The organism is Pirellula sp. SH-Sr6A, assembly GCF_001610875.1.
In the GTDB taxonomy this organism is placed as follows: domain Bacteria; phylum Planctomycetota; class Planctomycetia; order Pirellulales; family Pirellulaceae; genus JBKCUI01.
This window is the reverse complement of record NZ_CP011272.1, coordinates 4,725,162-4,750,030: the sequence shown is the minus strand read 5'-3', so window position 1 is coordinate 4,750,030 and position 24,869 is coordinate 4,725,162. Positions and strand designations below refer to the sequence as shown.

16 protein-coding genes are annotated in these 24,869 nt (G+C 56.0%); 9 read left to right on the top strand and 7 right to left on the bottom strand.

Going from position 1 to position 24,869, the window contains the following annotated elements; all coding sequences use genetic code 11:
- Positions 1 to 9: 9 nt before the first annotated feature.
- Complete coding sequence (locus VN12_RS18175) at positions 10 to 3,354, bottom strand: HEAT repeat domain-containing protein (RefSeq protein WP_168164491.1); 3,345 nt, start codon at positions 3,352 to 3,354, stop codon at positions 10 to 12.
- A 178-nt stretch (positions 3,355 to 3,532) separates the two neighbouring features.
- Between VN12_RS18175 and VN12_RS18170 the strand changes: the two genes are divergently transcribed.
- The 6 genes from VN12_RS18170 (at position 3,533) to VN12_RS18145 (ending at position 12,739) form a co-directional block, all read left to right on the top strand.
- Positions 3,533 to 4,282: a hypothetical protein gene (locus VN12_RS18170; protein ID WP_146678163.1), complete on the top strand. Its 750-nt coding sequence runs from the start codon at positions 3,533 to 3,535 to the stop codon at positions 4,280 to 4,282.
- A gap of 1 nt (position 4,283) precedes the next feature.
- Positions 4,284 to 5,138, top strand: a complete 855-nt coding sequence (folK, locus tag VN12_RS18165) for a 2-amino-4-hydroxy-6-hydroxymethyldihydropteridine diphosphokinase (protein ID WP_146678162.1) — start codon at positions 4,284 to 4,286, stop codon at positions 5,136 to 5,138.
- Positions 5,139 to 5,272: 134 nt separating this feature from the next.
- Positions 5,273 to 6,616: a DUF1501 domain-containing protein gene (locus VN12_RS18160; RefSeq protein WP_146678161.1), complete on the top strand. Its 1,344-nt coding sequence runs from the start codon at positions 5,273 to 5,275 to the stop codon at positions 6,614 to 6,616.
- Positions 6,617 to 6,721: 105 nt separating this feature from the next.
- Entirely contained in the window at positions 6,722 to 9,208 is a 2,487-nt protein-coding gene (locus VN12_RS18155; RefSeq protein ID WP_146678160.1) for a DUF1553 domain-containing protein, read from the top strand.
- A gap of 30 nt (positions 9,209 to 9,238) precedes the next feature.
- Positions 9,239 to 11,368, top strand: a complete 2,130-nt coding sequence (locus VN12_RS18150; RefSeq protein WP_146678159.1) for a hypothetical protein — start codon at positions 9,239 to 9,241, stop codon at positions 11,366 to 11,368.
- A 96-nt stretch (positions 11,369 to 11,464) separates the two neighbouring features.
- Entirely contained in the window at positions 11,465 to 12,739 is a 1,275-nt protein-coding gene (locus VN12_RS18145; RefSeq protein WP_205855080.1) for a M14 family zinc carboxypeptidase, read from the top strand.
- A 4-nt stretch (positions 12,740 to 12,743) separates the two neighbouring features.
- Here the strand turns inward: VN12_RS18145 and VN12_RS18140 are convergent, their stop codons facing one another.
- Complete coding sequence (locus tag VN12_RS18140; RefSeq protein ID WP_146678158.1) at positions 12,744 to 13,328, bottom strand: hypothetical protein; 585 nt, start codon at positions 13,326 to 13,328, stop codon at positions 12,744 to 12,746.
- Position 13,329: 1 nt separating this feature from the next.
- Positions 13,330 to 14,440 (bottom strand): peptide chain release factor 2 gene (prfB, locus tag VN12_RS18135; protein WP_409994258.1). Its coding sequence is split into 2 segments (ribosomal slippage): positions 13,330 to 14,367 and positions 14,369 to 14,440, totalling 1,110 coding nucleotides; the frame shifts between segments, so codons are not numbered across the junction.
- A 155-nt stretch (positions 14,441 to 14,595) separates the two neighbouring features.
- On the opposite strand from prfB, the gene fliW reads away from it, so the two are divergent.
- The 3 genes from fliW (at position 14,596) to VN12_RS18120 (ending at position 18,534) form a co-directional block, all read left to right on the top strand.
- Entirely contained in the window at positions 14,596 to 15,039 is a 444-nt protein-coding gene (gene fliW, locus VN12_RS18130; protein ID WP_146678156.1) for a flagellar assembly protein FliW, read from the top strand.
- A gap of 97 nt (positions 15,040 to 15,136) precedes the next feature.
- Positions 15,137 to 15,550 (top strand): Dabb family protein, encoded by a 414-nt coding sequence (locus tag VN12_RS18125; RefSeq protein WP_146678155.1) that lies wholly within the window; start codon positions 15,137 to 15,139, stop codon positions 15,548 to 15,550.
- Positions 15,551 to 15,567: 17 nt separating this feature from the next.
- Positions 15,568 to 18,534, top strand: coding sequence for a PVC-type heme-binding CxxCH protein (locus tag VN12_RS18120; RefSeq protein WP_146678154.1), 2,967 nt, complete (start codon positions 15,568 to 15,570; stop codon positions 18,532 to 18,534).
- A 124-nt stretch (positions 18,535 to 18,658) separates the two neighbouring features.
- Here VN12_RS18120 and VN12_RS18115 read toward each other — a convergent pair whose 3' ends face one another.
- From VN12_RS18115 to VN12_RS18100, 4 genes are all read right to left on the bottom strand, one after another.
- Entirely contained in the window at positions 18,659 to 20,416 is a 1,758-nt protein-coding gene (locus VN12_RS18115) for a glutamine--tRNA ligase/YqeY domain fusion protein (RefSeq protein WP_146678153.1), read from the bottom strand.
- Positions 20,417 to 20,611: 195 nt separating this feature from the next.
- Entirely contained in the window at positions 20,612 to 21,460 is an 849-nt protein-coding gene (locus VN12_RS18110) for a hypothetical protein (RefSeq protein ID WP_146678152.1), read from the bottom strand.
- A gap of 100 nt (positions 21,461 to 21,560) precedes the next feature.
- A complete protein-coding gene (locus tag VN12_RS18105; protein ID WP_146678151.1) occupies positions 21,561 to 23,132 on the bottom strand; it encodes an MFS transporter in 1,572 nt (523 codons plus the stop codon).
- A gap of 249 nt (positions 23,133 to 23,381) precedes the next feature.
- Complete coding sequence (locus VN12_RS18100; protein WP_146678150.1) at positions 23,382 to 24,809, bottom strand: Gfo/Idh/MocA family protein; 1,428 nt, start codon at positions 24,807 to 24,809, stop codon at positions 23,382 to 23,384.
- Positions 24,810 to 24,869 lie beyond the last annotated feature (60 nt).

The window sequence follows — 24,869 nt, the reverse complement described above, 5'->3', positions numbered from 1 at the left end:
GATTACTTCCTAACGAGCTTGCTCGAGGAACGCGAGCAAGTCGGCGAGTTCTTGAGGAGAGAGTAGTTTATCGATCCCAGCTGGCATCAAAGATACCGTGCTGGTGGATCGCTTCTCGATGGTCGATTTGTCAATCGATACACGCTTGTCGGCCGACACGATCAGTTCCACGCGTTGATCGTCTTCGTAGGCAACGAGTCCCGAGATGACTTCCTCGTCCGTTGTCAAAATATTGGTGGACGCGAATCCCTGTGCGATCCGGTGGCTGGGGAAGAGAATGGACTCGATAAAGTCTCGTTGGGTGCGGGAACGACCGATTCGAGTCAGTTCTGGTCCGATGTTGCCTCCGACGTATCCGATCCGATGGCACGCGCTGCACGCAGCTTTGCTGCTGCGATAGATGTCTTGCCCTCGATGCGCGTCTCCTTTGGGAAGGGAGGTCATCGCAGCGTCGATGGAGGACTGTACTTCTTGCGGAGGGGCAAAAAGTCGATCGAGCGAGTCCCGTAAAGTTTCTCGGGTGGGAGCGGGGTGCCCTGCAAACCACTTTTCAAGCGTTTCGCGTGCGAGGGTCTTGGTCGTCGGTATCGTTTCGATAGCACGGAGCAACTCCTTTCCCACCTCGGGGGATTGAGCGAGACGACTGGTGGCGAGCTTCTCCAGACCTTTCGAAAACGCAGTGGGGGGAAGGGATGGCAGCGAGCGAGCCAGGAGTTTCCAAGATGTGTCACTCAGTTCTAACTTGGAAATCGCATTCCATAATAGCTTCTTGTCTGCATTCTCGAGTTGAATCGCGTCGGTCACGATGGCCTGCTGAATCGAGTCCGGGATATTGGCCGCACCTTCGGGCATGGCGCCGATCGCTAGGGCAGAACCGGGCAAATCTTTTTCGCTCAAACGAGCGTGGAGGGCATCGATGAGCGACCTGCTACCTGCAGGTACTTTCACTGTTTGAAGCAGCGTTAGGAGTCGGGAGGCCGTTTGCGAACCCGTCTGAACCCATTGGGCCAACCCGTCGGCCCATTCTGCCGGCAAGGATTGGTTGCGATATTGTTCGAGAAGATTTTCGAACAAATCGATGCGCCAGGGGGCCAGTCGATCGGCTTGGAGCACCCGTTGCTGGACCCAGGCGAGAACCATAGGTTGGGTGTAGGCTTTGGAAAAGACCCGATGGATAGTTGGGCTGGACGCCTCCAATTGCGAGTCGGACATCGAGTTCAATCGCTCGATGAAAACCGCCATCAAGTCGCGGTTTGATGCGAGGACTTCTTGTGCCGTTTGCGCCAAGCGTTGATGGGGAGAATCGACCGAGGCAATCAATCTTTCGGAGAAGGCCGAATCGTTTGTGAGTCCCTCGTCGAGACCTCGTTCGCGAAGAACGTGCAATGCTGCAAATTTGAGCGATGGGCTCGAGGTCGGATCGATCCAGATCGATCGGAGAACTGCGACACCTTTTGTTTTTTGCTCGTCACCTTGGGCAATCTCCAGCATGGCGAACAGGATGGCGTGTTCCAGCATGCGATCCACCGTCGAATCCGATGGAGCGCTATCGGCTACCGACCACGCTTCGAGCAGGGAGGGGAGACTATCGGCATCCCCGATCCGGCCCAGGGCTTCCGCTGCCAATCGACGTACCATTGGGTTTCCAAGGCTGCGAGCGAGTTCTCGCAATCGAGGAGCGACATCGGGCCATCGATAGGTGGACGCAAGGTGGAGGGCTGATTCGCAAAGCGGATCCGATTCTTCGGCCAGTGCACGCACTACGAATCCAGGAGCTTGTTCGGTCTTTTGGAATCGCTCGATCCACTTCGCGAGCGCCCAAAAGGCCGATGCGCGATGAGCCATTGGTTCATTGGAATCGTTCATGAGGTCGTGAAGCCATTGCAACTCTGCATGGTCCGAGGAATGGACCGTCGCATCGAATCCCGCGTTCAGCCAATGCTCCGTACCTAGTTCACGAACCCGCCGCTGCGGATCTCGAAGCAATTCACGCCACCGTCCATCTTGAACACGCTGTTGCACCTGAGTCCATCGGCTGTGGTAGTCGCGAGGGGTTCGGACATGACGGAGCCGATAGATCCCGCCCGCCGCCACCCTTTCTTCTGTCCCGGAGCTTGGGCAGCAGAGGTCGTACCAGCCTCCTGTGTCGACGACAATCAGACTACCGTCGACGTCTTGAAGAACGTCGACGGGATGGAAGTCGAGTTGATCGCACACAAGAAGATCGGAATCTTTGGATTGATAGGATGCACCTTCACGAGTCAATCGGTGCATCGATATTCGCTGGAGGTTGAACTGGGCGGCGATCAAGGTGGTTTGGGGGGACGTGGCAAGTGAGGTATTGCGAGGAGTGGTTCCCGTTGCGGTGCGAGCTTTTGCATAGGGGGGCAACTCGTTGCTCCAGTCGTCGGTAACCGCGAGGAGCCCGGCGGGGGCTGCAGGGCCCAGTTCTACCAAGGGCTTCATAAGGGGGCCGGTTCTCGGATGTCCACGCAGTACCGCGTGATCCTTTCCAAAGACAGCGCCGTAGACCGCGTGCCCGATCCCGTCGCGAAGACCGTTGCCGGGATGGTGTAAAAAAGTCGAGACGAAAAATTTGTCGCCGAGATCGTCGAAGGCGATATCGACCAAGTTATCCATGCCGCCGGTCATGAGACGATCCGACTTCGGTGCATCGACTTGTCGTCGATACAAGTGCGATGCGGTGCTCTTGGCGGGAAAGGGGCCGGCGATCGGGAAGGATTGTTCTGCGAATGCGGCTTTGCACCAGTAGATCCAGCCTTCTGGTCCGACGAACGGGCCGTGCAAATCGTTGGCGCATCCGGTGAGCGTTTTTCCGTCATGCCAGACTTCTCGTCGTTCGCACACTCCATCTCCGTCGGAGTCGATCAAACGCCAGATTTGAGGGGGAGCAGAAACGAGGATGTCGTTACCCAAACAGAGGACCCCTTCTGGAAAAGCGAGCTGCTCCGCGACGACCTGTCGTTTGTCGTAGCTACCGTCGCGGTCCTCGTCGATCAATCGAACCAGACGATGCGGGAGGGACTGCAATTGCTCCTGGACCGATTGTTTGACCCCGGCGGATTCCGCAATCACGAGATTTCCGGAGGGGTCCCATGTCGCTGCGATGGGCCATTTTACCAATTCCGAAGTTGCGATCTTTTCCAATTCCCAGCCGTCGGCAAGCTGGAAGGTGAAACCGTCGATCGATTTCCCTGTCGGGACTGGTTGCTGCCCGAGCCCGGGAGAAGAGGCGAGCAAAACCATGGCCAACGCGGTCAGGGAATGGGGGAGCAAGCGGTGTGGAGCTCGAAGACGGGACTTGGTTGGGAGAAGAGGCTGTCGGATTTTCATCAGATTTCTCGGTGGGTGAACCATACAGGAGGGAGGGGCGTAATGGCCAGCGGATCGTTCTATCTTAAAGGACAGCGATACTTAGGACTGCACCGAAGAGCGGATCCTAGATAAATTTAAAGGCTCAGCCCAGCGCCTTCCACGAGTCCATCTCATTCCCTTTTCTTGACAGAACAACATGACCGAGACCTACCTCCACGCTGAAACCGAAGAGATTGTCGATGCCAAGAATTTCTCGGGTCTTTCGTTGGTCGCGGTGGTTCTGTCGTTGATGGGATCCTTTTCCGTGCTTTATGTCCATTTCTTGCCGATCGCGATCATTGCCGCCATCGTCGGATGCGCCGTGTTGCGGATTGCTCCCAAGTACCAGCTGAGCGGACTCTCCAAGCTGCTGGCGTTTGTCGCAATCGCAATTAGCGCGACGACCGGTTCCTGGGGGGTATTTCGGCGTTCGATGTTGACGAATTACGATCTGCAGTACGCCCGAAATCTGGCCGAGGACTATCTGACCTATTTGTCCAAAAATGAACCGTACAAAGCGATGATGTTGCAGGGGGTTCCCGCCGATGTGGTCGCACTTCCGCCCACGACGCTCAAGGATTCGCAGCCATCGCCTGTCGATTTAGCCAAGCAAAAGTTCGAGTCCGAGTCCGTTTTTCGGGAGATCCGCAACCGAAAGTCACCAGCCAAATGGACGTATCTGGGTATGAGTGCGGAGTATGCCATGGAGAATTCCCACATTTACAAACTTCATTTCCGAGACGACGGACAGACCAACCCTCCCGCTTATTTTGTTTATGTTCGGAAGGATTGTCCTAAAGCAGGACCCGCGGCGGCCCCTTACAATAAGGGAAAGGTGCTCCAACCCAGTGACATGGTGGTGCACTGGTATCTGGACACCATCGAATCCGCCTTGAAAATGCAGTGATATGCCTCGAACACTGATCAGCTTGGGAGCGAACTTAGGAAATGTAGCCGAGACCATTTCTTACGCTCAGCAGTTGCTTCGAGAAGCGTTTCCAGCGGGCGATCTACGGTTCTCGAGTCTTTTTCGGACGCCGCCAGTTGGGGGACCGTCCGGCCAAGGGGATTTCATCAACTGCGTTCTGGCATTGCGATCCGATCATGACGTTTGGACGGTCTGGGATGCAATCAAGGGGATCGAAGCGCAGCTGGGGCGGCATCGATTGCAACGTTGGGAAGCCAGACGGATTGATATCGATATCTTGTTACACGATGATCTGCGGATTTGGACTCCCCATTTCAAAGTCCCTCATCCTCGGATGTGCATGCGTTCGTTCATTCTCACCCCTGCGAAGCAAATCGCTGCGGATTGGGTGGACCCCGTTTCTGGCTGGACTTTGGCGACCCTCTCTGACCATTTAGCATTCCCCGGACCGATCGTGATCGCGACGCCGTCGTCTGAGTTGGAGCTGGAGCTCAAGGAAGAACTGCGGCGCACCGACGATCTGCACGATTTGGAATGGGTCTGCTGTCCCAAGCCAGAGGATTTGTTGCGATTGGATCCGATGCCCCAAGCGAAGCTTTGGATCGCCGCCGTCTCGACCCCGGAGCCGGAGACGATCCTTTGGGAGGATTACTCGAGGCCTTGGGCTCTACAGCTGGGGCTGGCGACCGATGACTTCTTAGGGGGTAGCGAATCGTTGCTGAGCGGCCCCCGCTATTTATTGCCTGCGAACCATCGAACTTGGGCAGCACATGAAATCCTGGCCGCCAGGCAGGCGATGTGCTGCCCGGTCGAGCCAATTTGTGGTCAAGATTAACCTTGCGGGCGCTGTAAAGGGTATTGCATCCACTTCCCTTGCCAGTCGATAATAGTCTTGGTGCGTCATCCTGTCCGAGGGGCGTGCCTCCCTCCTACCTCCCCGCCACATCCTTCCCACTTCACAAATCGATCATGCTTGACTTTCTAGGTCGTCCGACGTCGTTATGCAGTGGTCTTTCTCGCCGCAGCTTCCTTTCGATTGGCAGTTTGGGCTTTGGTATGGGAGGCTTCTCACTGGCCAACCTGCTCCGAGCCGATGAGCAAGCGGGGCGAAAGAGTTCTCATAAGGGACTGATCAACATCTTTTTGGGTGGAGGTCCTCCCCATCAAGATATGTGGGAGATCAAGACCGAAGCTCCAGCTGAAATCCGCGGGGAGTTCAGCCCGATTGCGACCAACGTTCCAGGCATCCAGATTTGCGAAGTCTTTCCGAAAATCGCTGCGCGCATGGACAGGTCGGTGGTGATCCGATCGGTCGTCGGGTGCAAAGATCGCCATGAGTCCCATCAATGCATGAGCGGATGGTTTCCCGATGATCTCAGATCGCTCGGTGGCCGGCCCTCCATCGGCTCCGCCGTCTCCAAATTGCACGGACCGGTCGATGCGGCTGTTCCTCCTTTTGTGGGATTGGCCCAAAAGACTCAGCACATGCCTTGGTCCAACTCCGGTGAAGCCGGATTTCTCGGCGCTGCATATAGCGCGTTCAAGCCGGATGGCCCCGGTATGGAGAACATGAAGCTCAACAGCATTTCGATGGATCGATTGCAAGATCGCCGCCGGCTGCTGACAAGCTTGGACACGATGCGACGCGACATCGACACCAGCGGCATCATGTCCGGGATGGACGCATTTGAACAAAGGGCTCTGGACGTCCTCACCAGCAGCAAATTGCTCGATGCCTTGGATCTGACGAAAGAAGATCCCAAAACATTGGAGCGTTACGGCGATGGAAAGCCTTATAAATACCAGTACGATGGTGCACCGACTTGCAATGATCACTTGTTGCTCGCTCGGCGTCTCATCGAAGCCGGGGTGCGAGTCGTTAGTTTGAGTTTTGGTCGCTGGGACTCGCACGGCAAGAATTTTGATTTGGTTCGCGACCATGGTAGCAAGCTTGATCAATGTTTGAGTGCGCTGATCGACGATCTGCACGACCGCGGAATGTTGGACGATGTCACCGTGGTGGTATGGGGTGAATTCGGACGGACTCCCAAGATCAACAACGAGGGTGGACGCGATCACTGGGCACAGGTCAGCAGTGCGTTTTTAGCGGGGGGAGGCATGCGAACCGGGCAAGCGATCGGGGCAACCAATCGGCTTGGGGAATACGCGGCCCTCCGTCCTGTCCATATGCAGGAGATCATCGCGACCCTCTACCACAATTTGGGCATCAATACGGCAGCTACCACCATCGCGGATCCGACAGGACGCCCCCAATTCTTGGTGGACCATGACCCGATCAAAGAATTGATTTAGCCTTCGCGTTTCCTTCCCCCAACGCGTGGAATCCCTTCGAGGTCCGACGATCTCGAAGGCCTTGCCCAATCCCCGCCTTACTTCCCCCCTCGCAAACGTGATTCTATGAAACCTCGAGCCCTCCGGGTTGCCTTGGCTTGGTCTCGCCTCGCAAGCGTTTTCGCCTTGGCACTGCTCGGTTTGTCCGCGTTATCGCGAGCGGACGACACGCTGCGCATCCACCAGGATCGGATCGAGCTCCGGAGCCGCGATTCCCGCGTCCAGCTTTTGGTGGACAGAAGCTTGGCAACAGGAGAAAAGGTCGATGCGACGCGGGATGTCCAATGGGACGTCGCCCCGGCCGAACTGGGGAAAATCGACGCTACCGGGTTGATCGTTCCGCAACAATCCGGCAATGGAACCATCACGGCGCGATCCGCCGATGGAGCCTCGCATTCGATTCCGATTACCGTGGCTTTTCCCGATGAAGAGCCATTGATCAATTTCGCGAATCAAGTTGTACCGATCTTTACCAAGTACGGTTGTAATGGTGGTGGATGCCACGGAAAGATGGCGGGGCAAAATGGTTTCCGACTGTCGCTCTTGGGGTTTGAGCCTCGCGAAGACTTCGAGCATTTGGTTCGGGAGTCGCGAGGAAGGCGTTTGTTTCCTGCTTCCCCCGATGCCAGTCTGTTGCTGCAAAAATCGGTAGGGACTGTTCCGCATGGGGGCGGGCAGAGGATGGAAATGGATTCGCACGAGTACCGCATCTTGAGGCGATGGATCTCGCAGGCGATGCCCTACGGCGATGAAAACGAGAAGAAGGTCGCGTCGATCGAAGTCATTCCTGCAGCGAGCAGGTTGCAGCGAGGTGCGAGTCAGCAGCTATCGGTGATCGCAACCTATGTGGATGGACAAAAAGAAGACATCTCGCGGACCGTTCAATACGAGTCGAATAATTTGGATATGGCAGAGGTATCCGCAACCGGGTTAGTGCAGCTCCGCGACATGGCAGGCGAGGTATCCGTCATGGCCCGGTACCAGGGCAAGGTGGCCGTGTTTCGGGCTAGTATTCCTCTGGGAACTGCCATCGATCGCTGGCCGGAAGAAAGAAACTCGCTCGATAGCGCCGTATTTGCCAAGTTGCGAGCGCTCGGGATTCCTCCGTCTGAACCGTGCGATGATGCGACGTTTTTGCGCCGAGTAACCCTCGATATTGCTGGCCGATTGCCAACCTTGCACGAGATACGATCGAGCCAGGGAGCGCCTCGCGAGCAGATTGTCGATCGGCTCCTGGAGAGTGACGACTATGCGTATCATTTCGCCGGCAAATGGTCCGCGATCCTGCGGAATCGACATACGGGCGAGGATACTCGTTATGGGGCATTCGCGTTCCACGATTGGCTAGTGGATAGTTTCCGATCCAACAAACCATACAGTCAATTCGTGCGTGAGCTTCTCACGGCTTCGGGGTCACCGCAGGTCGATCCGGCTGTGATTTGGTATCGGCAAGTCAACAATACCGAGTCTCGCATCGAAGATGCCGCACAGCTCTTTTTGGGGCAGCGGATGCAATGCGCCCGTTGCCATCACCATCCCTATGAAAAATGGGGCCAGCAAGACTACTTTCAGATGGCTGCCTTCTTCTCGAAAGTCGAGCGGCGTGACGGGTTGAGCCCGCAAGAGCCTCGCTTCGTATCCAGACTGGGAGATGTAGCGGCCAAACATCCGAAGTCGGGGCAGGCTTTGCCGGCGTCAGGCCTCGACGCACCTCCGCTGCAATTGCCACCCGACGCGGACCCGCGGGAGGCATTCGCCGATTGGATGACCGAAAAGGACAACCCGTTCTTCGCGAAATCGGTGGCGAATCGATACTGGAAACATTTTTTCGGACGGGCACTGATAGAACCGGAAGATGACTTGCGCGTTACGAATCCACCGTCGAATCCGGAACTGATGGACGCGCTCGCGAACGAATTGATCCAGTCGAAATTCGATCTGAAACATTTGATTCGGACCATTTGCAACTCGAGCACCTACCAGCTCAGTGAAAATGCCAATGCAGAAAATCTTCGCGACTCGAATTGCTACTCGCGTTATTACCCCAAGCGTTTGCCGGCTGAATTGCTTCTCGATGCGATCGACGATGTGACAGCGAGCCGTTCCGGGTTCGAAGGAATGCCGGCCGGTACGAGGGCCATCCAGCTTCCCGATACTTCCTTTCAGTCGTATTTCTTGACTGTGTTCGGCCGCCCAGAATCGGCCACTTCCTGCGAATGCGAGCGGACGACTGCGTCGAACTTGGCTCAAAGTCTCCATTTGATGAATTCCAAAGAGATGCATACCAAGCTCTCTGCGGCGGGAAATCGATTATCGATTTGGTCTGAGATCCCTCCTCCGAACGAGGCAAAATCACCAGCCGAGGTAATCCGCGAAAAGGGTCTGGCGAACATCTCCGAACTCTACTTGCTCGCGTTGTCTCGTGAGCCGACTCCTTCCGAACAAACCGCTGCACTGGAGTATTTGCTTGGCCGGCAAGACCGATTGCGGGAGGCGTACGAAGATTTGACTTGGAGCGTATTGAACAGCAAAGAGTTTTTGTTCAATCACTAGTCGTTGCCACCCACCATGCGATTCCCCACCTTGAGAATTCTATCGTCGATCGTTTGCGCTTTGGTTGTACTTGGAACGTTGGGGGGGCGCCCGTCCGAGGCTCAGCCTCCACGTATTGCGTTGGATGCTATCTCGCCCCATGCGGCTGTCGCAGGTGGGGCCTTCGAGCTCCGTGTGATCGGTCGCAATGCGCAGGATGTAGATCGGTTGATATTCACTCATCCGGGAATCCAGGCCGAGCTGAAAAAGGGAGGACCGCTCCCGGGAGATGATGAGGCTCAAAGCGAGTATGGCGTTTTCCAAGTGACGATTGCACCGGAGGTTCCGCCCGGAGTCGTGGAGGTCCATGCGGTGGGTAAGTACGGAGTCTCGAACCCACGTCTCTTCGCCATTGCTCCCGCTTCGTCCCAGGTTTTGGAGATCCCAGCCACGGGTGCGGTCGAGCCTCTTCGAACCGGGGTCTGGATGGCGGGCCGAGCACGAAGGCAAGAGAGAATCCAGATTCCGATTGAAACGGGAGGTGAACCCAACTATCTGGTATGTATCACGACGGGATTGGATTCGATGATGCTCCCTCGATTGGTAATTCGCGACGAGAGGGGCGTTGCCGTGCAATCGATGCGGTGGCAGGATCGCTTGCCAATTGTGAGAGCGATTCCAAACGGCTTTCGAGGAACCATTGAGATCAGCGATGATTTGTACCGGGGCGGAGAGGCCTTTCCTTTTCTGATCGGTCTAAGTCCAACGCCGGAAACTCCCTTTCACGCCAGTCCCTTTGTGGCACCTGCTAGCTCGGCGGCGACTCAAAACCTGCCGGCTTGGCCGATCCTCGATCGGCGTTCCATCGAAACGGCCGCTCACGACGCACCGGTTCTTCTCACACCTCCCTGCGAAGTTCTCTTGGATCGATCGCGGGGCGCGGTGTTTCAATGGGACCAAGCCGCTGGGACGACGTTGGAAGCCGAGGTACTCTCGCACTCATTGGGGCATTCCACCGACGTTAGGCTGACGGTTTCCCTTTCGGAATTGGAACAAAAAGAAGCACCGAAGTTTTCGCAGGTAGGAGAAGACTCCCCCGCGGTAGGATCGAAGGGTATCTCTCTTCTGTCCTACGATCCACGAGTCTCCATTTCCATTCCAGGAGAATCCACCCCAAAGCGCGTAACGCTCAGCTTGTCGGATCAACAGTCGAGATCGGTGATTTCCAGCCCTGGCACCCACCCACTTCGGTTGCGAATTGGACCTCCTGCTCCACGGTTTTATGGCATGGCCCATTGGAGCCCGTGGACCAATAATCCCGCTATCGCGGGGTTGACCGGAGCCTTGCTACCGCGCGGCGGGCAAGTCGCGTTGCATGTCGCAATCGTCCGATCGGGCGGATTTACGGGCGAAGTCGAAGTCACTCCCCGTGTTTTGCCCGAGGGGATTGCATGTCTGCCCGCTCGCATCGCGCCGGGACAGAACGAAGGAGTCTTGCTCTTGAGCGGGTCGGAGCAGCTCGGGGATTCCGTTGCGTCCTTGGAATTGGTTGCCAAAGGGAAGATTGGCGATGCCGTAGTGGAGTCGCCCGTATCGATTGGCACCCTATTTCAGAGCGCTACCGCGGAGCGAGGGCAACCTCTTTCGCGTCTTGCCTCCTCGCTTTGGCTCCGCACCAGTTCGGAGCCCGCACCGATCACCATTCAAAGCAAAACCCCAGACGAACTTACAGTGGCGGCAGGCGAAAAGATTTCCATTCCCTTGGTCGCCATTCGACGAGCCGGAGGGGAAGCCAAATGCATTCTCCGAGGTCAGTATATTCCCCCGAAATGCACGTTGCCCGATATCGAATTGGCGGCTAACGGACAAGAAGTTGCACCGGAGTTGACCACGGCAAAAGACACTCCACCCGGCGAATACGTTCTTTGTTTTCAAGGTGAAATGACTTGGAAGATGAGTGTCCACCCGGAGTCGCACGCTCGGCACGTCGCGTACCGAGATCGCTTGGTGAGCAAGAAAGAGAAAGCGACCACCGATGCGGAGAAAGGGGCGCTCGATCAAGCCATTGCGGCGGCCAACATGAAGATCGAGCAACTGGCGAAAGAAATTGCACCTCGCGATTTCCCAACCTTTTTTTACACGGCTCCGGTAAGGATTCGAGTCTTGCCGCCAAAAGAGTAGCGAGTAGCGAGTAGCGAGTAGCGAGTAGCGAGTAGCGAGTAGCGAGTAGCGAGTAGCGAGTGGCGAGTGGCGAGTGGCGAGTGGGGGGCAAGATCGATGAGAAGATGGAAGGCATTGGGGGCGGTTGTGGGCGTGGCATGGGCTGTCATGGGAGGGGACGCGAAACCGTACGCGTTGATGGGGCAGGAGTTGGGGGGACAGGGGGCGACGGTCGCGGTCGCGGCCCAAGAGAAGATCACTTACGTCGATGCCCTTTTCGAGAACGCGTCGCCGCTTTGGTACGAGCAGGATGAAAAGGGGACTCTTCAGATCCATTTGCTCTACGACCACGAACGGGACTCGCCGAATCGAGCCGCGGGGCATATTCACTTTCGAGTCCATGGAAAAGCAGGGGCAACCGTTCGGACGGAGTTCAACAATCTGGAGAATGTCTGGAATGGACAACCCGGTTCGGTGGCTCGCGAGTTGTTGAGCTTGGTCATATCGGAGGATGGAAAAGAGTGGGAATCCTTGTCCCTCGAGCCGACCGGGGATGGTCGTGTGTTCGGATTGATTCCTCTTCGCGGGGGGGCGATCTACGTGGCCCGGGTCGAGCCGTATCGGCTTTCCGATTGCGATAGGCTTCTAGAAAAGCTCCGAAAAACTCCCGGTGTATCCATCGAAACGATTGGGAAGACAGTGGAGGGACGGCCTCTCGAAGTCGTGCAAATCGGCGCTCTTTCCGCACCCTATCGCGTGTTCCTCCGCGCTCGCGCGCATCCGTGGGAGGCGGGTGGGAATTGGGTCGTTGAGGGACTGGTTGAGCGATTGCTTCAAGGGGATGAGGAAGCCAAGCGGATTTTGGAGAAGGTCTCCTTTGCTATCCTCCCTATGGCGAACAAAGATGGGGTAGCTCGGGGGCGAACCCGCTTCAACTCTCGCGGGAAGGATTTGAATCGAGAATGGGGCAATCCCGCCGATCCCGTTCTGTCCCCTGAAAATCAAGCGTTGGAGAGCTGGCTGCAGCGAGAGATTGATCGTGGGGATCGTCCAGATCTCGCAATCGAGCTGCACAATGATGGGAACGGCAAACTCCATATCAGCCGTCCTCCGGATGGGGATCAAACGCGGTACCTCACGCGAATGGAACTTCTCGAATCGCTGCTTCGGCGATACACCTGGTTCACCGAAGGCTCGACCCAGCCCTCGTTCCGCAATCCGGGAACGCTGGGGGAAGGTTGGCATACGCGGTTTGGAGTCGATGCCGTGGTTCATGAATTCAACTGCAACATCATCGCAGGTTTGCATGAGCGACCGCTGGCGAAGCACTGGCGAGCGTATGGTTACCAGTTGCCACTTGTCTTTCAGAATTACTTCGACAAACGACCTTAAACGACTAGGTCGATGTTTCGACTCGCATGGCCCAGCGGTGGGTATGAGGCGTCCTTGGATCGCTGCTCGGGCTCATTTCGAGAATCGTGTGCGCGCCCTCGATCCGCACGGACGCTGCACCGTGCATTACAAAAAGATGAGCCTGAGTTTCCGATCCTGAGGATCGGGTGCTAAAGATCACCTCTGTAGGGCTGATGCTCGGAACGGCCCAAAGGGGACCTACCTTCCAGGTGGATCCAAGGTGAATGGCCGGTTTGCTGGTTTTACAGGCCACATCGAACGCGAGGCCTTGATAGGTTGTCGGGTGGGATTGGCTTGGTTCGGTGTTGGTAGGGTGGACCGCGATGGACCAGTGTCCGTTCCCTGAAAGTCCCACACCGAGCAATACGTCTTCGCCTCGGTGCCCCATGCTTTCGCGTACGATTTGTTGCCAGGGGGGGCTGGGGGGCCAAGGGTCACTGCTGGTTCCCTCGACCGATTCCATGAGATCGAGCCATCCGTCGGGAGTTCGAATTGCCAAACGATGGCGGAATCGATCGACGTCCCACTCGTAGATGACTTTCGTGTCTGCAAATTCCAATTCCGCCATGTTAGGACTCAGTCGCGTTTACCATGCGGTATTTGAGGAAAGCTTCTAAGAAGCCTTGGATGTCGCCACCGAGGACGGCGTGGAAGCTTCCCATTTGAAAACCGGTTCGTGAATCCTTCACCCGCTGGTCGGGGTGCAGGAAGTAGTTGCGGATCTGTGAACCGAAGCCGGTGACCGTTTTGTTTTGGTATTTGGCCGCCATTTCGGCCTCTCGCTTTTCTTCTTCGATCCGCGCTAACCGAGCGCGGAGCATCTTCCAAGCCTGCGAGCGGTTTTTGTGTTGGCTCCGGTCGTTCTGGCACTGGACCACAATACCGGTGGGCATGTGGGTCAATCGAATCGCCGAGCTGGTTTTGTTGACGTGCTGGCCGCCGGCACCCGAGGCGCGGAACACGTCCTCGCGCACATCTTTTTCGTCGATTTCCACCTCGACGCTGTCCTCGATTTCGGGGGAAACGTCGACCGCTGCGAAACTGGTCTGCCGTTTGCCTTCCGCGTTGTAAGGACTGATTCGGACGAGCCGATGGATCCCCTCTTCGCCCTTGAGGTATCCGTAGGCAAAGGGACCTCGGATAATGATGGTGGCTTGCGTGATTCCGGCCCCTTCGTTGTCGGAGCGATCGACAATTTCGGCGCTATAGCCGTTTTGCTGCGCCCAAGCAGCGTACATGCCGAGTAGCATTTCAGCCCAGTCGTTCGCGTCGAGACCCCCTTCTCTCGCATGGACCGAGAGAATCGCGCCGCAGCTATCGTTCGGTCCGTTGAGCAACGCCTGCAGTTCCAATTGTTCCACCGAGCTCTCGAGCTGCTGCAGTTCCGACGTTACTTCTTCCTCGGCGCCGGGGTCTTCCTCCAGCATTTCCACCAGTTCTGCAAGATCATTGCAGGCATGGATGGCATGTTTGAGAGGTTCGACAACTCCTTTGAGCGATTTCAGTTTCTGAACGACTTGCTGAGCCTTGTCTGACTGATCCCAGAAGTCGGGCCGGACCATCGTTTCCTCGAGCAAGGCAATCTCCTGCAGTTTCCCAGCGTAGTCAAAGACCGTCTCGCAGCGGGGCGAGCCTCACGCGGATGTCTTCGATCCGTTTCGAAAGATTGCTGTCACTCATTCAGAAAGCTTCGGTTGCAGGAATTTGCAAAATGACGAGGAAAATGACTCAAGAAAAAAAGAGCAGATGCTGGAATTGCGTTCACGCTTCGACCCCGCATCTGCCGATTCAAACGATTGTAACAAAAAGGACGAAATTCGATACACGGTGTAGCCATGCAAATCCAATCGTCACGTTTCGGAAAGATTGAAATCAATCACTCGGACATGTTGCTGATGCCGCATGGTCTGGTCGGATTCGAGACTTGTCGGCATTGGATTCTCCTGTCGACGGACGACGACAGCCAAGTGGCTTGGCTGCAGTCGGTGGCGCTCGCGAATGTCGCTCTTCCGGTAGTTAGCCCTCGCCGATACTTGCCCGACTACAAGGCGCATGTCCACAAGCGGGATCTCGCTGTTCTCAATCTCCACTCGGATGATCTGCTCTACTTCCTATGTGTGGTAAGCAAGAATGGCAATAATCTCACCGCCAATCTCAAAAGCCCGATTCTGCTGAACGCCACTCGGCACGTGGCCATTCAAGCCACCGTAACCGACAATCAACCGCTCGCCTTCCCGCTGGGACTTATCGAGGTCCAGGCCACCAAGCGGGCTGCTTAAGGGGCTGGAATCGCCCACTGCGCGCTGTTATCCTCACAGGACCTGCGGGCGTTTGCCCCGCGATAGATGTCCCCTTTTCCGTGAGGAACTCTGCCCTATGCAATCGCGCACCCAAGCTCCCTGGCTGGTCACGCTCCTATCGCTGCTTTTCCTAGCCGCTTTCGCTTCGGCCCTGCCCCTTACTCTCGCGCAAGAAAAGTCGAATCGCATGCTGCGTCACGTCGTCCTATTCAAGTTCAAAGAGACGAGCAGCAAAGAAGATGTTCAGAAAGTCGTTGACGCATTTCGTTCGCTCAAGAAATCGATCCCTGAAGTGGCGGCGTTCGAGTATGGAACCGACAACAGCCCCGAAGGCCTCGCCAATGGTTTCACCCACTGCTTCCTCGTGACCTTCAAAAGCGAGAAAGATCGCGACGCCTATCTCCCGCATCCCAAACACAAAGAGTTCGTAGAAGTTCTCAAGCCACACTTGGACAAAGTGCAGGTCATCGACTACTGGGCCCAAGACTAACTTCGCGAGCGCGTTCCATGGCAAGCCTTCCCCTTCGCGCAGCATGCTGCGTGGTCGTTTTCTTCTGCGGTGCAACCGTCTGTCTCGCACAGACCGATTCCTTTCCTGAAGTCTACAACAGTGAACGGGATCGCGACGCGCTTCCGATGAGCGCGGACGCTGCGGCGGACAGAATGAAGCTTCCCGCTGGTTTTCGCGCGACGGTCTTCGCATCCGAACCCGACGTGCAGAATCCCATCGGGATGACTTGGGATACCAAGGGAAGACTTTGGGTGGCAGAGAACTACACCTATTCCGAGCGGGGCGTGCGGTTCGACCTATCGCTCCGCGATCGGGTCCTTATTTTTCAGGACTTGGACGGGGATGGGCGAGCTGAAAGCCGGCGGGTGTTCGTCGATAACGTCCAAATGCTCACCAGCGTGGAAGTGGGACGCGGTGGCGTTTGGTTGATGTGTCCACCACAACTCCTTTTCGTGCCCGATGCCGAGGAGGATGGAGTCGCAGATGGACCCGCTCAAGTTGTTTTGGACGGCTTTGAGGTAGCGCAAGACAACTACCATAACTTTGCCAACGGACTCAAGTGGGGGCCTGACGGATGGCTTTACGGTCGGTGTGGCCACTCCTGCCCGGGCAAAATCGGTCGACCTGGGACTCTCCCGACGCACCGTGTTCCCATCGATGGGGGGATCTGGCGGTACTCCCCGGAAACCATGGTTTTCGAAGGCCTCTGCCATGGTACTACGAATCCATGGGGGCACGATTGGGACGCGAATGGCGAACTCTTTTTCATCAACACCGTGATCGGCCACCTGTGGCATCTGATGCCCGGCTCCCATCTGAAGGAGTCGTTTGGCGAAAGCATGAATTCTCGCGTCTACGAACGCTTGGACATGATCGCTGATCACTACCACTTTGATACAGGGACATCTTGGTCGGATAGTCGTGACGGCAAAGCGAACGACCTCGGAGGAGGGCATGCTCACATCGGTGCAGCAATTTGTTTGGATTCTCGATGGCCTGATGCATACCGGCACAAGCTCTTTACGCTCAACATGCATGGACGTCGGGCGAACGTCGAGCGATTGGAGCGTTCGGGGGCGGGATTCGTCGGACGGCATGAGCCTGATTTCCTAGTCGCCGCGGACTCATTCTTCCGCGGTCTGGATTTGCAGTTCGGCCCGGATGGAGGTCTGTACGTCATCGATTGGAGCGATACCGGGGAGTGCCATGATTCCACGGGCGTTCATCGTACAAGCGGACGGATTTTCCGTATCGCCATGGAATCGGAGGATTCAAAGGACTTGGTTCGAGGGGACGTATCCGTTTTGTCGTCCCTTTCTAAACCAGCATGCGCTGCAGGGGATGGCTTTCTGCAAAGGTTGTGGCGGTCCTATCGAGCGGGAGAGTTATCGCAAGCAGACATGTTGGCTTGCTTAGAGCACCCCGATGAAAGCGTTCGCGTGTGGGGGATTCGACTTCTGACCGATCGATGGCCCCTCGATACAATCCTGGGCCCCAAACCCGATGCGGTCTATCCCGAAGACGTGAACACGGTTCTACCCAAGTTATTGGGTTTGTCGAAGGATTCCTCCGGACTCGTAATGTCGACCTTGGCATCTACTCTGCAACGCTTGCCCGTCGACCGCCGCATCGAACTGGCATCGCGTCTGGCCGCTCGGGATGAGTTTGCCGACGATCGAGATTTGCCCGGTTTGGTCTGGTTCGGACTGGTTCCAGTTGCGGATCATTCTCCCGACGCACTCCTTTCGCTCGTTTTTGAAACGCGATGGCGCAAGCTGCAACGGTGGGTGATCCGCAGTATCGCCGAGGGAGTCGAGGACCATCCCCAACATGTCGAGCAACTTTGTGCCATGGCCATTTCCCGTGAGTCTGCCGACAAAGAAGTGCTGCTCCAAGGGTGGAACGACGCCTTTCGTGGGATGAGAAAGGTGACTGCCCCTTCGAGTTGGGACAAACTGGTGGCAAGCGACAGAGATGGAAAGTTTGTCAAAGAGTTCCGCGAGCTGAGCGTTATTTTCGGTAGTGGAAAGGCCCTGGACGAACTTCGCAGCATTGTCTTGGACGGCAAAGCGGAGATGAAGATGCGGCAGCAAGCTCTCGCATCGATCATCGAGGCGGACGGATTCGCGGATAGATCGGGAATGTTAGAGCTCTGTGAAAAAGTACTCGACACCCGTATTCTCAACGGCACGGCATTAGCCGGGTTCGCCAAACTCGACGACGAAGAGCTCGGAGTTCGATTGGCTCGCAAGCTCAAGCGATTTCAACCCGAAGATCGGAGCAAAGTGATCGAAGTCCTTGTATCGCGAAAGAGCTATGCAAAGGCCCTTCTGCAAGTGATGGAAGACAAGAGCGGCCCAGTGTCGACCTCGGACCTGCAGCCTTTTCAAGCTAGACAGATTCTCGCTCTCGAGGATGAATCGCTGACGAAGCAGTTGGAACGGGTCTGGGGCGGCCTTCGGGAGACCGATCAAGAGAGGGCGAAATGGATCTCGGATTTCCGCACTCGGTGGAAGAATACAAAACAGGATGAAGCCGATTTGTCCCAAGGTCGAGCTTTGTTCGAGCAGCAATGCTCGCAATGTCACAAACTTTACGGCGTCGGTGCAGCGGTTGGTCCTGATTTGACAGGCGCCCAACGGATGAGTTTGGACTACCTCCTCGAGAACATCGTGGAGCCGAGCGCGGTGGTTGGGAAGGATTATCGGATGACATTGATCCGAACGGTGGATGGCCGAACCGTTAGCGGGCTAGTGGTTCGAAGAAACCAGCAATCGGTGGTAATGCAAACACCTACCTCGCTCGAGACGATCGCTTTGTCGGAGATCGATGAGGAAAAACTAACCTCGCTCTCCCCCATGCCCGATGGCATCTTGCAGAACTTGCCATGGGAGAAGCAACGCGATTTACTGTCGTACCTCATGCACCCCACCCAAGTTCCCGCGCCGAAGAACGAGCGGTGAATTAGCCGTCTCTGAGTCGCTATCCTGTTGGCCGGACGCTAAAGCGTGCCGGCAGATGACTGGCCTACCCTACAAGATCCGTCGAGGCTCGCTGCTCCGGTTTCTCTCGTCTGTTGGATAGGTCTTACTTTTTCGCCGCGATCTTGGCCCAAGTATCTTTGAGGGTCACGATGCGATTGAAGACGGGATGTCCTGGCTGGGAGTCCTTTGTATCGACGCAGTAGTAACCGTTTCGTTCGAACTGAACGCGTGTGCCGGGGGCCTGCGCGGCGAGTTCGGGTTCCACGAAGGCTTGGACCGATCGCACGCTATCGGGGTTGATATTGTCCAAGAAAGTTTTTCCAGCGGGAACATCCTCCGGGTTTTCGTTGAGGAAGAGCCGGTCGTAGAGCCGAACGGTGACCGAGGCCGCATGGTTGGCAGAGACCCAGTGGATCGTTCCCTTGACCTTGCGTTCGCTCGCGGTCGCCGATCCGCTTTTGGTTTCTGGATCGTAGGTGCACCGAAGCTCCACGATGTTCCCCGCTTCGTCTTTGACGACTTCATCGCAGCGGATGATATAGGCGTAACGCAATCGAACCTCTCCACCCGGTTTGAGTCGGAAGAACTTCGACGGTGGGGTTTCCATGAAGTCCTCACGCTCGATGTACAGCTCTTTCGAGAAAGGGAGTTGTCGCGAGCCAGCGCTTTCGTCTTCTGGATTATTGACCGCGTCCAAGAACTCGGTCGAGTCGGGGTAATTGGTGATCACGACTTTGATCGGATCCAGAATTGCCATGTACCGACTAGCGATGGAGTTCAAATGGTCTCGAACGCTGCTCTCGAGCACGATCACATCGATGGTGCTATTGAAGCGGGCCACGCCGATTCGTTCGCAGAAGAGATGGAGGCTTTCCGGGGTGTAGCCACGGCGTCGCAAACCGCTGATCGTCGGCATGCGAGGATCATCCCATCCTTCGACATGTTTTTCAGTCACCAGTTGCAGCAATTTGCGTTTGCTCATGACGGTGTACGACAGGTTCATCCGCGCGAATTCCATTTGGCGCGGATGATAGATGCCGAGCGACTGGCAGAACCAGTCGTAGAGGGGGCGATGGTTTTCGAATTCGAGAGTGCAGATCGAGTGGGTGATCCCTTCGATCGAATCGCTTTGGCCGTGGGCCCAATCGTACATGGGGTAAATGCACCACTTGTCACCGGTCCGGTGGTGGTGGGCGTGCATGATGCGGTACATGACTGGGTCGCGCAAGTTCAGATTGTGCGCCGCCATATCGATCTTGGCCCGCAAGGTACGAGCGCCATCGGGAAACTCACCCGCTTTCATCCGTTGGAACAGATCGATGTTTTCTTCGATGGATCGATCGCGGTACGGGCTGTTTTTGCCAGGCTCCGTCAATGTCCCTCGATATTCGCGCATCTGCTCGCTTTGAAGATCGCAGACAAACGCTTTTCCGTCACGGATCAACTGCACCGCCCATTGGTAGAGTTGCTCGAAGTAATCTGAGGCGTAGTACAAGGCATCCCATTGGAATCCCAACCATCGGACGTCCTCCATGATGGACTGGACGTATTCGTCATTCTCTTTGGTTGGGTTTGTGTCGTCGAAGCGGAGGTTGCAAGTCCCCCCATAGGTGCGGGCAAGACCGAAGTTCAGGCAGATGCTCTTTGCGTGACCGATGTGCAAATAGCCGTTTGGTTCGGGAGGGAACCGCGTGGCGACTTGTTTACCTGCCAAAGCAGGTTTCGTCGCGAAGTCCTTTTCGATCTCAATCTCGATGAAGTTCTTACTGGTTTCGTTCGGAGTCTGATCGTTCACAGCGGTGTTTCTTTCGGTTGGCAAGAAATCGAGAGGCTCCCGTTCCTGCTCGCCATTATGCAGCATCCCCGAAATCTCCCCAATGGCATTTCCAAAGTTGGTTCCGCAAGTAGTAGCCGCTCTCCCGAGCGGCGTCCGCGCGCAAGACCCCATTCCCCGAGCTATCCACGCTCCGCGTCGTGTTGCGGTTTGCTGGGAACGCCGTTTGGAAAACTGCTATTACGAGGGCACCGTTTGGAAAGTGGCCGACTAATTGAGGGGTTACTCGATTTCGTCGAGGGGGGCAGGGCGGTGACTCGCGTAGAACTTGGTGATGTCGATTCCGTGCCGCTGTTCCTCTTCCATCAATTTGATCCGTTGCTCCAGTCGCTCGATTCGCCGGTGCATTTGCGGGACCATTTCCAACGCGTCTTCCCGGACCTCTCGTTTGGGGACGGGGGGGTAAGCCAAATGCCGTTGCATCGCGGCGAACAAGAAAAGTGGGTCCTTGCGACGGTTGGCGAAAGCGATCTTTCCTTCCCGTTCCCCGAAAAGAATCGGGTAGTCCGCCTCGGCGTCGTCCCCGAGATGGCGTTTTCGATATTTCACAAACTCTTGGCTCCGACCGTAGATCAAGTCGGCGATGTCGACGAAGCCTAGCTGTTTGCGAACGATCAAGATCCATTCTTTCCACTCGGGGGAGTAAAGGGGGTCTTCGCTCATCGCTTTAAGCCCGAGGTCGTAGTTTAGACGATTCCGGCAGAGGGTTTCGAATTGATAAAGAAAGAAGCCTTGTCGGTTGTCGGAACGGCTTCGGTATTCTGCTTCGTGTTTCAGGATAAGGAGAGCAGTTTTGAAGTCGAGTCGGCCTCGATCGGTTTCCGACTGCTCGACGATATAGCGTTGGAACGGGGTGAAGTAGTGGCTGATCTTCTTCATGGCCGGCGCGATGGTGCCGGAATGTTTGAGCTCATTCGAGAGGAATTCGATCGCCATCGGCAATTTGGTGGTGGCCAGCACTTCAAATCGGCCTTGCTCGAGCAGCTCTTGCAACGTGTTGTCTTGGCCGAGCCGTTCGTATAGCACACCGAAGAAATAAGCTTGTTCGACGAACTCTTCGCGATCTAACATTTCTCATCTCCGCGGTGGGTGGACCGCCGCTCGGGTAAACAACAAAAGCCAGAGCATTTTACCGCTCTGGCTTTTGAAATGTAGTTTTTAGTGGAATGCTTTAGTGAGCGACGGATCCGTCGATCGACTTCGCTTTGTAACCACCCTTCGCCTGGAAATAGAGGATAAGCAGCAGGTAGAGAATCGCCATCGTTGCAGGAACGTACGCAGTGTATTGCAAGGCTTTCTTGCCACCATAAATCCCAGCAGATTTAGTAGGCGCTTTGTCTGTGGAAGCAAATTCTTTTGCTGTTCCCCACCACTGATTGAGGGCTTCGAGGTTTTTGTCCTCTTTGCCATCTTTCTGTGCTAATTCAGTTGCCCGGGCAAGTTCTTTCCCGTTGTCTTCCAAAATGGCGACCTTTGCTCCGTCCAGCCCGACGGTCTTGAAACCGAAGAAGCTACTTTCGGACGACGCCTTGTAGCGATCATATGTATCTGCCGAAACGTTCTTGAGCTCGGCGCTGGCGTTGTAATCTTGTTTAAAGCCGATTGCAGGACCGCCTAGCAAACCAGCTGAAAGCATTCCGACCCCTCCCAAAACACCGATCGATACCGCACCCCCTTTCGGGAATTGCTCCGATGCGACCGCCAACATGGTGGGCCACAAAAATGTCTTTCCACACGCATAAATCGTCGCGGCAATGATGCAAACGGGGATCGTGCTGGCGTTACCCAACAGGGTGAGTCCGATTGCGCCTAGAATCGCACTGACGAAAAGCAATCCAAGTGGAGAGATCCTGTGAACAATCGGCCCTGCGAAGAATCGAAGCGTAAACATCAGGAGCGAGGTGTACACAAACAGAGCCAAGCCGTACGCGGCATTTGCCATAATGGCTCCCGTGATCTTCGGAATCCAGGAGTCTGTACCAAGCTCAACATAACCAACCATTGCGTGGATGATCAGCAAGACGATCATCAACGGAGCAACAACGGTACCGAGCATCTCAGCAATGGAGGTTCCTGCCGATTCTGCCTCGGACTTTGGAAACTTCTGACCGATTAGCATCGCGCCGTAAGCAACAACGGGAATGAGGAAGAGAGACATTTGAATCTTCCAATCGACCGCTTTGCGAAGGACCTCACCAGCTTCATTGACTTGGGCCGCCATAAAGAAGGATGCAAGCCCACCGCAAACCAGACCAGCCGGCCAACCTGCGTGCAGGATATTGAGATAGTGTGTTTTGTTCTTAGGAAAAAGCGCTGCGGTCATAGGATTCACTACCGCTTCGCAAAGGCCATTTCCGATGGCGAAAATGAACATTCCCCAGAACAAGCATTGAAACGCAGCGTCCTTACCCCCAGCTGTAAATGCCATCGGAGTTGCCAAGGTCATCACGGCGGAGATGAGGTGCAGCAGAAACGCAGCAATCATCAGCTTTCCGTAGCCAATCTTGTCTGCGACAAGCGAGCTCAGAATGATAACGATACCAAACCCTGTCAGTCCGCCACCCGTAATGGTCCCGAGTTCGGTCATGGTGAATCCGAACTGTTCGGCCCATTGTCCGAGAATTCCGCCCCGAACGGAGTACCCCACACCTGCGGCGAGGATAGCCATAAAACCGGCCCATAGCAGTCGATGGGCATTGGGAGCGACGGCGGCCCCCGGATCTTGTGAGTGAGATTGGCTCATGTGTGTCAAACTCTGACTTGGAGAGGTTACGATGGGGAATGGATTCGGCGTGGTAGCTCCGAAGCGACGATCGCTCGCAAAGGACGCCGTGCGATGTCGAAGTGTAATCGGCCAAGCAGCGTTCCGCTACCATAGGCGGGCTTTGAGGTTGCGCAAATTCCCCCAAGCGATCGGAGACCGCACGACGCACCTTCCTCGCTTTGGCAGGCTAGGTAGTTTAGGTGGAAGATCGCATCCGGTCGGGAGCGATCAAGCCCAATCGGTTCGCTGAGGACGGGCGATCAATCGATTCGCTTCTGCATCGTCGACAAATCGCTCGGTAACCGGATCGATACGAAGCGGACGCTGGAGAATCCAAGCGGTCGCAGCAGCATGGCAAGCGATGTGCGATCGCTTCATCACGGTCGAATTGGCGGCCGGGGCGGTCCGACTTCTCATGCAGTCGAAAAAGTTCCTAGCGTGGAGATCGACATCGAGGCCGTTCTTCCTCGTCGCGCCCTGACTGATGTCCACGGTCTTACCGTCCCGGTGCACATGGATCTCGCCGCTATCCCCCGTCTCGACCCAACCGGCTTCCCCTTCGATGCGGATCGGGCAAGTTCCATTGGACTGGATCCAACCGGGGCGTTTGCCAAAGGGGGTTTCTAGGAAATCGATCTCCAAGATCACTCCGTTGTCGTAGCGACAGGTGATCCCCTTTTCGTGAGGCCGGTATTCGATCGGCATGGTTCCGTCGGACTGATTGGCCCATTGGCAGAGATCGACGGTGTGGGCACCCCAATCCAGCAGCCGAGCGCCCGAATCGAAGTCCCATTGACCACGCCACTTGCCGGAGACGTATTGCTCGTTGTAGGGCCGCCAAGGTGCGGGGCCGAGCCACATATTCCAATCGCATACTTCGCGGTCAGGGGTCGGTTGACCGGGTAGCCAAGCGGTGTCGATCGTGGGGACATAAACGGAGGCAACCAATTTTTGGATCTTGCCCAATTCCCCCCGATGCGCCATCGCAATGACTTGCTGAAAGTTCGGGACGCTTCGCCGTTGTGTTCCAGCTTGGAACACCCGCTTGGTGTTCTGGATCGTTTGATCGATGCGTTGGCAGTAATCGACCGTTAGTCCGCAAGGTTTCTCGCAGTAAATGTCTTTCCCTGCTTCGGCCGCGAGCATGCTGGCGGTCGCGTGCCAGCGATCTCCGGTCGCGATGAGCACGGCATCGATATTTTTTTGTCCGAGGACTTCGCGAAAATCCCGCAGTGTTTTGCAATCGGAATTCCCATAGGCTTGGTCCACCAATGCTTTGCCCTCCGTTCGCCGAGTGGCTTGAACATCCGCGATGACGGAGCAGCGCACATCCGCGAACTTCAAGATAGGGGCCAAAACGTAGCGACAGCGGGGGCCGATTCCGATCACGCCCAGTTCGATTCGATCATTTGCAGCGACACCACCATCCCGCCCTAGAACCGAGGCGGGGATGATTGTTGGGACGGCAAACGCGAGGGATGCTTGGACGCAACCTTTTAGCAGTTGTCGTCGATGTGGGCCAGTCCCACCTTGTTGATCACCCAGATTGTTGTTCGGTGCATCTTTTGGTTTTGAGTCGATAGCCGATGCGAATTCCGGGGAAGAGGGGTGGGAGCCAGTTCGAGACGAGGCGAGAGGGTGCGTTTCGCGTGGCATAGTGGTCCTTGGGGAGGCTGGAGAGGGGGGGAAAGACTGGACCGTGCATTATACTCGCCG